Origin of the sequence: Psychromarinibacter halotolerans (assembly GCF_029168315.1) — a bacterium.
In the GTDB taxonomy this organism is placed as follows: Bacteria; Pseudomonadota; Alphaproteobacteria; order Rhodobacterales; family Rhodobacteraceae; genus Psychromarinibacter; species Psychromarinibacter halotolerans.
Genome location: NZ_JARGYD010000005.1, coordinates 306110 through 320941 on the forward strand (window position 1 = coordinate 306110; position 14832 = coordinate 320941).

The following is a 14832-nucleotide window of genomic DNA, read 5'->3' on the forward strand; positions in this document are numbered from 1 at the left end:
CCCCGTTCCCTTAGCTGGCCGGAAAGATCTGGCCGTACAGGCGATACCAGTTGCCGCCCATGATCTTGGCCACTTCGTCGGCGGCAAAGCCCCGGCGTTCCAGCGCTGCGGGCAGGTTGCCCAGCTCGGCCGGGGTGTCCAAACCTTCGGGATAGTAATGCGGCGGCGCGGGGTAAGTGGCCGGATCCCAGACGCCCGCGTCCACCGCCGACTGCCACATCGACATAGCCATCTCGTCGGATGCGAAGGGCTGCTGCCCCCAGTAGTAATCCATGCCCAGCCCGACATGATCGACGCCCACAAGATCGGCGAAATGCGCGATGTGATCGATGAAGTCGTCCACCTTTACAGGCTTGCCCTGCTTGATGAGGTAGGGCACCAGCGTCACCCCCACCACGCCGCCGGTCGCCGCCGCCGCGCGCGCCTGATCGTCGCGGATGTTGCGCGGCGAAGCGTGCAGCGCGTGGGCATTGGAGTGGGTGAAGGCCACCGGCTTCGTCGCGGCCTCCATCGCGTCCATCGTTGTGCGATGCCCGGTGTGCGACAGGTCCAGAAGAACGCCGCAGGCCTCCATCTCTTCGATCAGCCGACGGCCAAGCCGGGTCAGCCCGCCGTTGCGCGGTTCCTCGCAGCCGTCACCGAACGGGCCGGCGGCATTGTAGGTCAGCATGATGGCTCGCACACCCAACTCGGCGAAGGCGCGGACATATCCGATGTTGCCTTCAAGCGGTGCGGTGCCTTGGAAGTGGAACAGGATGCCCAGCTTGTCCTCGCGCAGGGCGCGGTCCACGTCTGCGGCGCTTCGGACCAACAGCAGATCGTCGCGCGCCGCGATCCGGGCCAGCCAGCCGGAAATCGTGCGGAACGTGTCGATGGTCGAGTCGTGTGCGGCGATGGTCGGGGCGACGCAGGTGGTTCCCCCGGCCCGGTATAGGTCTAGAAATTCGGGTTTCTCCAACAGTGGCGATACCGCATCGATCTTCATCATTCTTTTTGTCTTTCAGTGTCTTGACGGATCTGCGCGCAGGTTTTGTACAATCAAAAATGCGCCTTGTGTTTTTTTTGTATATTACATAAGTTCAGACAAAATAACAGAATATAAACCCGTTAGTTTTCCAAGCAGGGAGCAACACATGTTCGGAAACAAGCTCAAGCTGACCGTGTCGGCACTGGCTATGATGATGGTCGCCGCCGCGCCCGTCAGCGCGCAGTCGCTGCTGCGCATCGACGACTCGCCGATTGGCGAGCTCGACCCGCACAAGGCGGTCGACGATGCCGACAGCTATCTGGCGTACAACGTCTATGACACGCTCGTCATCCCCAACAAGGGCTCGGGCGGCGTGCAGCCGCACCTCGCCACCGAATGGACGGTCGAGGACAATATCGTCACCTTCACGCTGCGTGACGATGTGACCTTTCACTCGGGCAACGCCCTGACCGCCGCCGACGTCGTCTATAGCTTCGAGCGGATGACCGGCATGGGCCGCGGCTTTGCCAACCTGTTCGACAACGTGACCTCTGCCGAAGCGATCGACGACACCACGGTTCGATTCACGCTGGAAGGCCCGTCGGCGCCGTTCCTGCCCGCGCTGGTGCGTCTGCCGATCGTCGACAGCGCCGTTGCGCAGGAACACGCGACCGATGGCGATTATGCCTCTGACTGGTTCTCGGCGAACGAGGCCGGGTCGGGCGCCTATGAGATCGTGTCCCACAATCCGCAGGAAGAGTCGGAGCTGACGAAGAACGACGACTTCTTCCTCGATATCCCCGAGGCGGCACCGGAAACCGTCATCCTGCGCTACGGCATCGCGCCGTCGACGATGCGCGGCCTGATGCAGTCGGGCGAGCACGAGATCGCGTCGCCCTACAGCCCGCCCGAAATGATCCGCGACCTTGCGGAAGAGGACAACATCGAGCTCATGACCATGAGCGGTGGCTGGGCCTATCACATCAAGCTGAACACGCTGAAGGCCCCGCTGGACGACGTGAACTGCCGTCTCGCGCTGACCTACGCCGTGGACTACGACGCGCTGCGCAGCCTGACGCAGATCAACGACGAGTTCGCACAGGGTTCGCCCTCGAACGGGCCGATCCCGACGGGCATGCTGGGCCACGACGATGCGCCGATGTACGCCCGCGACATGGACCGTGCGCGCGAATACCTCGACGCCTGCGAATACGATCCGGCCACCGCGCCGCCGATCGAGATCTCGTGGAACTCGGACGTGCCGATTCAGGAACGCTTCTCGCTGTTGCTGCAGGCGAACTTCGCCGAGCTCGGCTTCCAGTCCGAACTGATGCGCGGCAGCTGGGCGCAGCTGACCGGCATGATGTCGAACCCGGAAACGACGCCGCACATGTTCCAGATCTGGGCCGCGCCGCTGACCCCGGACCCGGACTCGCTGCTGTACCCGACGTACCATTCGTCCCAGCCGCGCACCTTCCTGTCGATGGAAGGGTTCAACACCCCCGAGTTGGACGCGATGCTTGACGAAAGCCGGGTGCTGCTGGACGAGGAAGAGCGCGAGGCGAAGTTCCAGGAAATCGGCGCCTACCTTCGGGACAATGCGCCGACGATTTACGCATTCGAATACCAGGCCGTGCTAAGCGCGAGCGACCGCGTGACGGCGCCGACGCTGACCGACGACGACCAGCGGTATGGCCTGAACACGTTCAACTACTCTTTCCGCGAAATCGAAATCGCGGAGTAAGTGACTTGATGTGCGGCGGGCGACGCTTTGCGTCCGCCGCACTTCGATTTTCCGAGACTACGGGGTCCGCATGTCGATTGGACGCATGATACTTGGCCGGTTTGGGTCCTCGCTGATCGCTTTCATCGGCGTGTCCATCGTGATCTTCGGCATCGCGCGTATCCTGCCGGGCGACCCTGCGCGGATCGCGCTTGGCCCATCGGCCAGCGACGAGCAGGTCGCGGCACTGCGGGCGGAACGTCACCTCGACGCGTCGATTCCCGAGCAGTACCTGCGCTATGTCGTGGACGTGCTGCACGGTGATTTCGGCCAGTCGCTGTACACCAACCGCCCCGTGCTGCAAGACATCGTCGATTTCCTGCCCCGCACGCTGGAACTGGCGATCTTCGCGGCCATCGCGATGATCCTGATCGGCCTGCCGCTGGGCATCCTTGGCGCGCATTTCCGCAGGCGCTGGCCGGACCATGCGACGCGGATCATCGCGCTGCTGGCGGTATCGACCCCCGGCTTTGTCTGGGCGATCCTGCTGCAGTTCATTTTCGCGTTCCAGTTGGGATGGTTCCCGCTGGAAGGGTCGCTGACCCGCGGCGTCGAGGCGCCGGAAACCGTCACCGGGCTGGTGACCTTCGACGCCATGATCGCAGGCAACTGGACCGCGTTTTTCGACGGGCTGCATCACCTTGTGTTGCCAGCCGTGGCGCTTGCAATGTCCGGTCTGGGCCAGACCGCACGCCTGACCCGGTCAAGCATGGGCGACACCTATCGCTCGCCCTTCATCGAGATGGCCCGCGCCTTCGGCTTCTCGTCGCGCCGGATCGCCACGCGCTTTGCGTTCAAGCCGTCGCTGACGCCGATCCTGACCGTGCTGGGCCTCGATTTCGCGGCGCTGCTGGGCAACGCCTTCCTGATCGAGCTGATCTTCAGCTGGCCCGGGATCTCGCGCTACGGCGTGCAGGTCATCCTGCGCAACGATCTTGATGCCATCGTCGGCACGGTGCTGGTGATCTCGGGGGCGTTCCTGCTGATCAACCTGATCGTCGACCTCGTTGTCGTGGCGATCAATCCGAAACTTCGCGCCGAACTGGCCAAGGGGGCATGATGACCCGCATCAAGGGCTTTTTCGTCCTGCTGACCGCGTCGCCGATCGCCTTCATCGGCTTCGTGATGACCGCGCTGCTGGTGCTGGTCGCCGCCTTCGCCGGTGTCATCGCGCCGTACCCGGAACACGTCGGCCCGATCGGCGATTTTACCGCCATCATGCAGGGCCCCAGCGCCGCACACTGGTTCGGCACCGACACGGTGGGGCGCGACATCTTCTCGCGCGTGCTGTTCGGGCTGCGCACCTCGCTTCTGATGGTGCTGGTCGTACTGTCGGTGGCGCCGATCTTCGGCGTGTCGATCGGCCTGATCGCGGGCTATTTCGGCGGCTGGGTGGAAACCGTGCTGATGCGGCTGACCGACGTCTTCCTGTCGATCCCGCCCTTGGTGCTGGCTATGTCGGTGCTGGGCTTCCTGTCGCCGAACCTGACCAACGGCATCATCGCCGTCACCGTGATGTGGTGGCCGTGGTACACGCGGCTGGCGTACAACCTAATGCGGCGCGAACGCAGTCAGGGCTATGTCGCCGCCGCCGAGATGATCGGCGCGTCGTGGGTGCACATCGTCTTCCGCGAGGTTCTACCCAACTGCCTGTCGCCGATCCTGTCGAAGATCCTGCTGGACACGGGCTTTATCATCATCATCGCCGCGTCGCTGTCCTTTGTCGGGCTTGGCTCGCAGCCGCCCGCGCCGGACCTCGGGTCGATGATCGCGGCGGGCACGGATTACCTTCCGGCCAACTGGTGGCTGACGGCGTTCCCGTCGCTGGCGCTGCTGTACGCCGCCTTCAGCGTGAACATGCTGGGCGACGGCATCCGCGAACTGCTGGAGAAGAACAAGTGACCGCCCCCGTCCTTCAGATCCGCGACCTTACGGCGACCATTCCGGTTCTTGGCGGCCAGAAAGACGTGCTGCACGGTATCTCGCTGCACATCAACGCGGGTGAGCGGGTGGCGCTGGTGGGCGAGTCCGGGTCGGGCAAATCCGTCACCGCGCGCATCGCGATGGGTCTTCTGCAGGAAGACCTGAAACTGGGCCTGACCGGCGATGTCGACGTGGCCGGCCACCGGCTGGGCAGCAATGCGCGGGCGCTACGGCAGATGCGCGGCCGCGAGCTGGCGATGATTTTCCAAGACCCGATGGAGACGCTGAACCCGGTGATCCGCATCGGGGGCGAGTTCCTTGAGGTTCTGCGCCGCCGCGAGCCCCGCATCCGGCGCGCCCGCGCGATGGAACTGGCCCGCGACGCGCTGCGCGACGTGGAACTGAACGACCCCGACATGGTGCTGGGCAGTTACCCGTTCCAGCTGTCGGGGGGCATGAACCAGCGCGTGATGATCGCGCTGGCGCTGATCAACCGGCCCACGCTTTTGTTTGCGGACGAACCCGGCACCGCGCTGGACGTGTCGGTGCAGGCCCGCACGCTGACCCTGATGCGCGAGCTTGGGGCGCGGAACGACACCGCGATTCTGTTCATCTCGCACAACCTTGGCGTCGTGCGCGAATTCGCAGACCGGGTCTATGTGATCTACCGCGGGCGTATTGTGGAACATGGCCGCACGGATCAGGTCTTTGCTAATCCGGGCCACGCCTATACCCGCGCCTTGCTGTCGGCGCTGCCCAGCATCGCGCACGGCGACCTGCCGGACCTGCCCGAGACCAGCGACGCGTTCCTTGACCCGCTGTACCTGCACGAGGGGTGCGCCGAACCCGGGGAGACGCCGCGATGAAACGTCCCGCAATCGAACTGATCGGCGTGTCCAAGGTCTATCCCGGCAAGTCGGGCGAGACGCGCGCGCTGGACAACGTATCGCTGCGCGTCGCGGCAGGGCAGTGTCACGCCATCGTCGGCGAAAGCGGCTCCGGCAAGTCGACGCTGGCCAATATCGTGATGGGCCTGACCGCGCCCAGCGACGGCAGCGTGCTGATCGACGGATCTGACGTCGCCTATCCGCGTAACATGGCCTTCAAGCGCAAGGTCCAGCTGGTCCAGCAGAACCCGTCGGGCAGCCTTAACCGGCAGCGTTCCGTCGGGGCCTCGATCCGACTGCCGCTGGACGTGCACGGCATCGGCTCCCGGTCCGAGCGCCGCGACCGCGTCGTGTCGCTGCTGGAAGAGGTGGGGCTTGATCCCGAGTACCTGCGCCGGTCGCCCGCCACCCTGTCGGGCGGTCAGAAACAGCGCGTGTCCATCGCGCGGGCGTTGGCGCCGGAACCCGACATCCTGGTGCTGGACGAACCGACCTCGGCGCTGGACGTGCTGGTGCAGGTCCGCGTGCTGCGGTTGCTGCGGAAGATCCAGAAGCAGCGGAACCTGACCTTCATGTTCATCACCCACGACATGGGTGTCGTTCGCGCGGTGTCCGATCAGGTCAGCGTGTTCCAGCGCGGCCAGCTGCTGGAAACCAGCCCGACACAGACTTTCTTCGACGCGCCGGAAAGCGCGTATGCCCGCGACCTGATCTCGGCGATCCCGGTGGTGACGGCAGAGGAACAACAGCTGCGCGACCGTATCGCGCGCTCTGGCAAGGATAGGCCGGGCACGCCCGGCACGTAAGGAAAGGAAGACCAAATGACGACGCGTATCGGTGTCGACATCGGCGGAACGTTCACGGATCTCGTGTATTTCGACGACCAGATCGGCGAAAGCCGCGAGGGGAAGGTCCCGACCGTCCCGGATGCGCCGGAAAAGGGCGTGATCAACGCCGTGCGCGAACACGTCCCCGCCGACGTGATCGGCCGGGCCAAGTATTTCCTGCACGGCACGACCGTCGGGCTGAACGCCCTGCTGGAGCGCCGCGGTGCCAAGGTCGGGCTGATCACCACCGAAGGCATGCGCGACGTGCTGGAACTGCGGCGCGCCGACCGCGCCGACATGTACGACATGTTCTGGGCCCCCAAGCCTCCGCTGGTGCCGCGCTATCTGCGGCTTGAAGCGGTCGAGCGGGTGCTGGCCAACGGCCAGATCCACAAGCCGCTGGACGAGGCCGCGCTGGCGCCGCTGTTCGAGACGCTGAAAGCGGAGGGCGTCGACTGTGTCGCGATCTGCCTGATGCACGCCTATGCCAACCCGGTGCACGAAAAGCGCGTGGCCGAGCTGCTGCGCGCCTCGGGTTTCGCGGGGCGGATCACGATTTCCTCCGAGATTTCGGGCGAGTACCGGGAATACGAACGCACCTCGACCGCCGTGGTCGACGCCTTCGTGCGCGCCCGGATGGCCGACTATCTTGCCAATCTGGAAGCGGCGCTGCGCGAACTGGGCTTCACCGGCGAATGCCTGATCACCCGGTCGGGCGGCGGGTCGATGACCTTTGCCGAGGCGCAGCTGCGCCCGTTCGAGACGATCATGTCCGGCCCCGTGGCCGGTGTGCAGGGCGCCAGCGAGCTTGGCCGCCTGATCGACGCCCCCGCGCTGGTGACGGCGGACGTGGGCGGCACGTCCTTCGACGCGGCGCTGGTGCTGGATTCCGAGCCAATCGTGCTGTTCGAAGGTCAAGTCGACGGCATGCCGCTTCAGACCTCGTGGGTCGACGTGCGGTCGATCGGGTCGGGCGGCGGTTCGCTGGCCTATGTCGACGAAGGCGGGCTGATGCGCGTCGGTCCCCACAGCGCCGGTGCGGTGCCGGGCCCGGCTTGCTATGGCAAGGGCGGCACCCAGCCCACCACGACCGACGCGGCGGCCTATCTTGGGATGTTGGGGCCGGGCAATCTTGCCTCTGGCATCAACCTTGATTTCGACGCCGCCAAGGCCGCGTTCCAGCCGCTGACCGAGGCGCTGAACGAGCCGATGGACAAGGTCGTGACCGGCGTGCTGCGGATCTCGTCCTCGGCGATGGCCAACACCTTGCGCGACCTTGCGTTCGAACGCGGCCTCGACCTGCGCGAGATGACGCTGCTGCCGTTCGGCGGCGCCGGCCCGATGATGGCCACGCTGCTGGCGGACGAGCTGAAGATGCAGGAAATCATCGTGCCGCAGCTTGCGGGCAACTTCTCGGCCTGGGGTCTGCTGGGCGCCGACAAGCTGCAGGATGCCGCACGCACGCGGATCATGCCGCTGACCGAGGACACGATGGGCGACGTCGCTGGCGTGCTGTCCGACCTGTTCGACGAGATCCGTGGCCGTGGCGAAAGCTCTGGCATCGAAACGGCGCAGGCCACCGCATCGCTGGATCTGCGCTATTCCGGTCAGGAGCACTGGCTGACCATCCCGCTGGACATGGACGGCGAAAAGCCGGTGTCCGAGATCGCGGCGATCACCGACGCCTTCGAAGGGCTGTACCAGCAAACCTTCGGCGCCATGCTGGACGAGCCGGTCGAGATCATGTCGGTTCGCGCCGCCCTGAAGGTGCCGCTGCCCGCGCGCCAGATCGGCAGCCGCCCCCGCACCGATGCCCCCTCGGGCGAGGCGCAGACCTTCCGCGCCTATTCTTTCAACATGGGCGCATGGACCGAGTTCCGCATCATGGACCGCAGCGAGATCGCGGGCGAGGTGCGCGGCCCGATGATCATCACCGACACCACCACCACGATCTACGTGGACGCCGGCTGGTCGCTGACGATCGGCAAGATGGAAGAGCTGCGGATGCGGTCCGTTCCGCTGGACGCCGAAACCGCCAACGCCACCGAGACATGCTCGGCCGAGTGACGGCACCGGGCAGGAGACGATCTGAATGACCAAGCAAGACATCGCAATCTACGAAACCACCTCGGCCCGGCGCACGCCGCCCGAGTCGGCTGACCCGATCACCACAGAGGTCATGCGCCACGCGCTGAACTCGGCCGCCAACCAGATGAAGCGGGCGCTGATCCGCACGGCGTTCTCGCCGATCATCTACGAGGTGCTCGACTTTGCCGTCGCCATCTACGACCGCGACATCCGCCTGCTGGCGCAGGCCCCGACGCTGCCGATGTTCATGGGCACCATGAACTTCTGCATCGAAGGCGCGCTGGAAGGGATCGGCGGGCCGTCGAAACTGAAGGATGGCGACGTCATCCTGTACAACTGGCCGTTCGGCACCGGCGCCCACGCGCAGGACCTTTGCGTCATCATGCCGGTGTTCTTCGATGGCGAGCTGGCAGGCTACGTCATTAACAAGGCGCACTGGAATGACATCGCGGCGAAGGACCCGTATTCGACCGATACCGTCGACGTCTACCAGGAAGGCGTGATCTATCCGGGCGTGAAGCTGTACGAGGCCGGTGTCCTGAACGAGGGGCTGCAGGCCGTTGTCCTGACGAACACCCGCGTTCCCAAGGCGATCAAGGGCGATCTGAACGCGCAGGTCGTGTCCTGTCGCGCCGGTGTCGCCGGGTTCGAGGACGTGCTGCGTCGGTTCGGCCGTGAAACCTTCGAGGCTTCGATCGAGCTGATGCTGGATCACGGCGAGAAGGTGATGCGCAGCTATCTCGAGAAGATCCCCGATGGCGTCTACAGCGCATCGGGCGCGCTGGACAACGACGGCATCACAGACACGCAGGTCCCATTCGAAATCTCGATCAGCATCAAGGGGTCCGAGATCGAGGTCGACTTCACCGCCTCGCCGGACGAGACCGAGGGCCCGTTCAATTGCCCGTTGCCCTGTACCGTGGCGCTTAGCCGTGTTGCGATGACCTTGCTGGCGGGCTTTGGCGAGCCGCCGAACGAGGGCCAGTTCCGCCCGGTGCGGGTCAAGACGCGGCCCGGTTCGATGTTCCACCCGCTGCCGCCGGCGCCGTCGTTCCTGTACTACTGGGCCGCGCTGCAAGCGGTCGAGGTGATCCACGCCGCCATCGGCAAGGCGCAGGCCGAACTGGTCCCCGCCGACAGCGGTGGCTGCATTGCGTCGCTGACGTGGTGGGGCAAGCGCACCGCAACCGGCAACCTTTGGGCCGAAGGTGCGCCGCACCCGGTGGGGCAGGGCGCCTCGGCGCATGGCGACGGTGGCACCATGCTGTTCGTCACCCAGTCCGGCACCCGGCTGGCGCCGATGGAAGTCTGGGAAAGCCGCAACCCGTGGATCATCGAGAAACTGGCGCTGGCGCCGGATTCCGGCGGTGCGGGCAAGTACCGCGGCGGTCCGGGGCTCGACCTGGAGTTCCGCTTGCTGGAGGATTCTTTCATCACGCCGGTGGTCGAGCGCACGCAGAACCAGCCGCAGGGCTCGAACGGCGGCGCGCCGGGGCGGGCCAACGGCCTGACCATCCGCAAGCCGTCCGGTGAAGAGGTCTGGCTGCCGAAATACACCCGCTATGCGCTTGAGGCAGGCTCGCTCGTGTCGCTGTCCACGGGTGGCGGCGGCGGGTACGGCGACCCGTCTGAACGCACGGCCGAGGCGGTCCTCGCCGACGTGCGCAACGGCTTCGTCACCGAAGAACAGGCGCGCCGCGACTACCCCCACGCCTTCGCCGACTAGGCGGCGCTTCGGCTTCGAACCAACCGGCGGGTTCCTCTTGGGGCCCGCCGTTCCATTTCGTCGCACCATCTCGAAATCCACCGACGCGACGGGCGTTCGACCGTGCCGTTCTCAACTAACAGTCCCGGCTGCGCCTATGTGTCGGCACAGGTTGCCGCAACGGCCGTTGCCGCTCTGGTCCCCGAGCCTGATACCGGCTAAACCGCATGCAGCATTGCATGCAGCGAAGGGGCCCGACGCGTTGCCGCCGAAGAAAGAGAAAACCGCGACCGAACTCATCCGCTCGACACTTGCCGAGCAGATCGTTCGTGGCGAGATCGCGCCGGGTGTCATCCTGGAAGAGGCATCGCTTGCGCGCCGGTTCTCGGTTTCAAGGACACCGGTCCGCGAGGCGATCCGGCAGCTTGAGGCCATCGGGTTCGTCGTGGCGCGCCCGCACCGTGGCGCGGTGGTGCCGCAGTTCACGCCGGAACGTCTGACCGAGATGTTCGACGTGATGGCCGAGCTTGAAGCGATGTGCGCCCGGCTTGCTGCCACGGCCAGTTCGCCCGAGGCGAAGGACCGGCTGGTCAACGCCTGCGAGGTTTGTCGCAAGGCGGCGGACGACGGTGATATTGAGCTATACCGCGAAACCAACGACCTGTTTCACGACGCGATCTATGCCGCCAGCGGAAACGGGTTTCTGGCCGAGGTGACGGTGGGCGTCCGGAACCGGCTTGCCCCGTTCCGCCGTGCCCAGTTCGGGCACAGCGGCCGGATAGTGCAGTCGATCGAAGAGCATGCGCTTATCACCGAGGCGATCGTAAACGGCGAAGCAGAAGTTGCGGCGCAACGGGCGGCCGATCACCTGCGCGTCGTGCGAAAATCGGTTGGGGCCGTGGCACCGCTGTTGCAGTCGCCGGAAGGCTAGGTTGCCGCGCGTTATGCCTTCTGGCTCATGTACGCGCGCCATCCGCCGTGGGCGGTGATATCCGGTGATCCATCGACCGCATAGGGTTCGACAAGGAAACCCTGCACCGGCCCGCTTTCAAGCTCTATCGTGCCAATGCACAGGGGCGAGGGGATCATGCTGACGAAGCGGCCGTAGGCGTCATGGCTCAGCGCCCAGATCTCGACCTCGATCTGTGCGCCGCTGCCATCGGACACCCGCAGCAGTCCGGGCTTTGGCGGAACCGATCCGGCAAGATCGAACAGTCGGTACAAAGGGGCGGTCCGATCCGGCGACACGAAGCGCGCGGCAAGATCCACCAGTTGAACGTTAAGAGGCATGCCGCTGAGATGCGCGCCGACTACGGCGATTTTCACTTCATCGGTTTTGGCGTCGGGGGCGGTCGGTGTACTGGCTTCAATCATCTCTTGTCGTCTTTGAGCGAAGGGAAGGACGGGCGTGGTGAACGCCCGCCCGAACGAATTACTCGCCGGTCACTGTCGAGATATCGAGGCCGTCCCAGGCCATCTCGACGATCTCGTCGGTGAGGATCGACGCGATATCCACGGGGCCTGCCAAAGCCTGCTGGTCGCCTTCACCCACAAGCAGGTAATCCATGTAGAACTCCCAAGCGTCGGGCAGGAAGACGCCGTGCGGCTCTACGCCCTCGGGTGCGGTGTAATAGGTCTGCACAAGCTCCCAGAACTCTGCCGCGACCGGGTTGTCGCCCAGCGAGGCCTCGGCATACTTGGTCTTGAGCAGTTCGAAGGTCTCGTCCTTGTTGGCCATGCCCCATGCCCAGCCCTTGATGGTGGCGCGGACGAACTTGACGAGAAGCTCCTTGTCTTCTTCGAAGGTTTCGGCCCGAACGGTCAGCGCGTCCCCCGGGAAACGGGTAATGGCTGCCGGTGTGATCGACCGGGTCGGGATGTCCTGCGCCGGAAGCAGCAGAAGATCGCGCTTGGCGCCCGCATAGGCTTGAATCCGGCCTTCGGTGAAGGACCGTACCGTCGTCGGATCACCTTCGCCCGCGATCACAAGGCTGACGTCGGCGCCTTCCTTCAGACCGCTTTCAAGGATCGACGCGCGGGTCATCGGGACTTCGCCCCCGGCAAGGTCGGACACGCCGATGACCTTGCCCTTCATGTCGGCAACGGTCTGGATGTCGCTGTCAGCCGGCACCACGATGTCAAAGGAGTCCGGGTAGTAGATCTGCATGATCGCCTTCAGCGGAAAGCCACGCTGCACCGTGATCATCGCAGCGGCCGAGGCGAAGATGCCCCAATCGACGTTCTCGGCCGCCAGCTGGCGCGCGGCGTCCGACGACCCCTTGGAATAGTTCAGCGTGACGTCCAGCCCTTCCTCTTCGTAGTAACCCATTTCCTGGGCCACGTAGATCGGGAACATCTGTGCGGTCGGGCCGCCTTGGGCGGTGACCCCGTCGAACTTGATCAGATCCTGCGCGGCGGCCGAGAAGGCGAGCCCCGCCGAAAGCAGTGCGCCTGCCAGCGTTCTGACGGCATACTTCTTATGAAAGCGTGTCATGTGGTTTCCCTTGTTGGAGCGGTGGAGAGGTTCTTGTTTTGTGAGTGGTCGTGCGAAGCCGAGGGTCAGAGCGACCCCCAGAAAATGATCTTCTGCTCCAGCCATTCGATGAGCTGATAGATCACCAGCGTGAACAGCGAGAGCAGGATGATGAGAGAGAAGACGCCCGGAATATCGAGCTGGAAGTTCATCGCGTAGATCAGATAGCCAATCCCGGCCGAGGCCCCGACGAACTCGCCGACGATTACGCCCAGCACGGCGAGCGTCCAGCAAAGCTTTACCCCCGCCATCATGATCGGCAGCGCGTTGGGCAGCAGCAGATAGCGGAAGGTCTGCCAGCGGCTGGCGGTCAGGGACTGCATCAGCTTGACCGCGTTCGGCTCGATGGTGGTCAGCCCGGTCAGCGTGTTCAGGAACATCGGGAAGAAGCACATGACCGCCGAGATCGCGATCTTGGATTCCATGTCGAATCCGAACCAGGTGATGAAGATCGGCGCCAGCACGATCTTCGGCGGCGCTTGCAGCGCCACAAGGTACGGGTACAACGTGGCTCGGACTGACGCGAACATGGCGACCCCAATCCCAAGGATCGCCCCGGCGCCCATACCAAGCGCGAAGCCCCAGAAGATTTCCTGCAACGTGACCCAGACGTTCGGCCAGAAAAAATCGGCCGACATCACGCGAACGGTCGCAAGCCAAGTGTCCTTTGGCGTGGGAATGATCAGCCGATGAACGAAGCCCGCTTCCGTGGCGACCATCCATGCCAGAAGCACGAAGATCCCGAAGCCGAATGCAAGCAGGCGGTTGCGCCAGACTTCCTTGCGTGCCTTGCGAAGCTCTGCATCAACGAACGCCTCTATGGTTCTGGGGGCTGGCGGGACGGCATCTGCCGCCTTCAGGTCGCCGGGGTGTATGGATTGCTGCATCGATGTCATGTCCTTGCGTCCTAGTGATCCACGCCAAGCATCCGGCGGATCTGGAAGACGAGTTCCGAGTAACGGTCCTGCGCCATCAGCTCGGTCGTGCGGGGCCGGGGCAGGTCGATCTCGACGATGCCCTCCAGCCGGCCGGGGCGCGGCGTCATCACGAACACGCGGTCCGACAAGAACACCGCCTCGCCGATGTTGTGGGTGACGAAGATCACGGTCTTCTGCGTCTGCTCCCAGATCCGGAGCAGTTCGAGGTTCATCGTTTCGCGGGTGAACTCGTCCAGCGCGCCGAAGGGTTCGTCCATCAGCAGGATGGCCGGGTCGTGCGCCAGCAGGCGGGCAAGACCCACGCGCTGCCGCATGCCGCCGGACAGTTCCGAAGGATAGCGGTCTTCGAACCCCTTCAGGCCAACCATTTCCAGAAGCTCGTCGACCCGTTTGCGCTGTTGCGTCTTGTCCAGCTTCAGCACATCCCCCGGCAGGCTGGCGTTCTGTCGGATGGTGCGCCACGGGAACAGCACAGAGGTCTGGAACATCATGCCGATGTCGCGGCTGGGCTTCTCATGCTGCTCGCCCAGCAGGCTCAGGCTTCCGTCAGTTTTCTGCTCCAGCCCACCCATCAGGGAAAGCAGGGTGGATTTTCCGCATCCGCTGGGGCCGACAAGTGAAATGAATTCGCCCTTCCGGATGGAAAAGCTGACGTCCTGTAGCGCGACAAGTGGGCCGGTGGCGGTGACATAGACCTTCTGGAGGTCCTGACCTTCGATCAGGTTCATAGTTATCCTCACTTCAATTGCATGCAATTAGGCATGCAATGTTCGTGATGGCCAAACGGGTCTTGCTCGGAGGATGGAACGAAACTGGGTTTGCTTGGATTTCGGGCGCTTGATGGCGGTGATGCCTATTGAAAAGCGGTCTGAGTCAGCCGGCTCGTGGGCTGGTGATCCGAAAGCCCTTTGAACGCACAACGCAAAAGGCCCGCCGTTTGGCGGGCCGGGTGGGATGGGGTGGAACCCCATCCTACGTTATGGCTTGTCGGATGGGGTTTCACCCCATCCTGCTCCACCCTCACCGGATCAGAGCTTCTCGGTCAGTTCCGGGACTGCGGTGAACAGGTCCGCGACAAGGCCGTAATCGGCGACCTGGAAGATCGGCGCTTCCTCGTCCTTGTTGATCGCGACGATCACCTTGGAATCCTTCATCCCCGCAAGGTGCTGGATCGCGCCCGA

At 64.4% G+C, this 14832-nt stretch carries 13 protein-coding genes and 1 pseudogene; 8 read left to right on the forward strand and 6 right to left on the reverse strand.

The window, feature by feature from the left end; translation table 11 throughout:
* Positions 1–10 precede the first annotated feature (10 nt).
* Entirely contained in the window at positions 11–988 is a 978-nt protein-coding gene (locus P1K30_RS15165; protein ID WP_275633596.1) for a dipeptidase, read from the reverse strand.
* 145 nt (positions 989–1133) lie between these two features.
* On the opposite strand from P1K30_RS15165, the gene P1K30_RS15170 reads away from it, so the two are divergent.
* The 8 genes from P1K30_RS15170 to P1K30_RS15205 all read left to right on the forward strand — a co-directional run bounded on the left by P1K30_RS15170 (position 1134) and on the right by P1K30_RS15205 (position 11111).
* Entirely contained in the window at positions 1134–2711 is a 1578-nt protein-coding gene (locus tag P1K30_RS15170; RefSeq protein WP_275633597.1) for an ABC transporter substrate-binding protein, read from the forward strand.
* 70 nt (positions 2712–2781) lie between these two features.
* A complete protein-coding gene (locus tag P1K30_RS15175) occupies positions 2782–3810 on the forward strand; it encodes an ABC transporter permease (protein ID WP_275633598.1) in 1029 nt (342 codons plus the stop codon).
* Positions 3810–4652 carry an ABC transporter permease gene (locus tag P1K30_RS15180; protein WP_275633599.1) on the forward strand — a complete coding sequence of 281 codons (843 nt, stop codon included), beginning with the start codon at positions 3810–3812 and terminating at the stop codon, positions 4650–4652. The genes P1K30_RS15175 and P1K30_RS15180 overlap by 1 nt, the downstream gene beginning before the upstream one ends.
* Positions 4649–5539: an ABC transporter ATP-binding protein gene (locus tag P1K30_RS15185; RefSeq protein WP_275633600.1), complete on the forward strand. Its 891-nt coding sequence runs from the start codon at positions 4649–4651 to the stop codon at positions 5537–5539. The genes P1K30_RS15180 and P1K30_RS15185 overlap by 4 nt, the downstream gene beginning before the upstream one ends.
* Complete coding sequence (locus P1K30_RS15190) at positions 5536–6366, forward strand: ABC transporter ATP-binding protein (RefSeq protein WP_275633601.1); 831 nt, start codon at positions 5536–5538, stop codon at positions 6364–6366. Before P1K30_RS15185 ends, P1K30_RS15190 begins: the two co-directional genes overlap by 4 nt.
* Positions 6367–6381: 15 nt before the next feature.
* Complete coding sequence (locus P1K30_RS15195; protein ID WP_275633602.1) at positions 6382–8454, forward strand: hydantoinase/oxoprolinase family protein; 2073 nt, start codon at positions 6382–6384, stop codon at positions 8452–8454.
* 25 nt (positions 8455–8479) lie between these two features.
* On the forward strand, positions 8480–10201 hold the full coding sequence (locus P1K30_RS15200) for a hydantoinase B/oxoprolinase family protein (RefSeq protein WP_275633603.1): 1722 nt from the start codon (positions 8480–8482) through the stop codon (positions 10199–10201).
* 241 nt (positions 10202–10442) lie between these two features.
* Positions 10443–11111, forward strand: coding sequence for a GntR family transcriptional regulator (locus tag P1K30_RS15205; protein ID WP_275633604.1), 669 nt, complete (start codon positions 10443–10445; stop codon positions 11109–11111).
* Between the two features lie 11 nt (positions 11112–11122).
* Here the strand turns inward: P1K30_RS15205 and P1K30_RS15210 are convergent, their stop codons facing one another.
* The 5 genes and pseudogenes from P1K30_RS15210 to P1K30_RS15230 form a co-directional block, all read right to left on the reverse strand.
* Entirely contained in the window at positions 11123–11554 is a 432-nt protein-coding gene (locus tag P1K30_RS15210) for an allophanate hydrolase-related protein (RefSeq protein ID WP_379560552.1), read from the reverse strand.
* Positions 11555–11612: 58 nt separating this feature from the next.
* Complete coding sequence (locus P1K30_RS15215; RefSeq protein WP_275633606.1) at positions 11613–12674, reverse strand: ABC transporter substrate-binding protein; 1062 nt, start codon at positions 12672–12674, stop codon at positions 11613–11615.
* Positions 12675–12739: 65 nt separating this feature from the next.
* Entirely contained in the window at positions 12740–13600 is an 861-nt protein-coding gene (locus P1K30_RS15220) for an ABC transporter permease (protein WP_275633607.1), read from the reverse strand.
* A gap of 20 nt (positions 13601–13620) precedes the next feature.
* Positions 13621–14379 (reverse strand): ABC transporter ATP-binding protein, encoded by a 759-nt coding sequence (locus tag P1K30_RS15225; RefSeq protein WP_275633608.1) that lies wholly within the window; start codon positions 14377–14379, stop codon positions 13621–13623.
* Between the two features lie 300 nt (positions 14380–14679).
* Positions 14680–14832: pseudogene (locus tag P1K30_RS15230) on the reverse strand (electron transfer flavoprotein subunit alpha/FixB family protein); the annotation flags it as partial.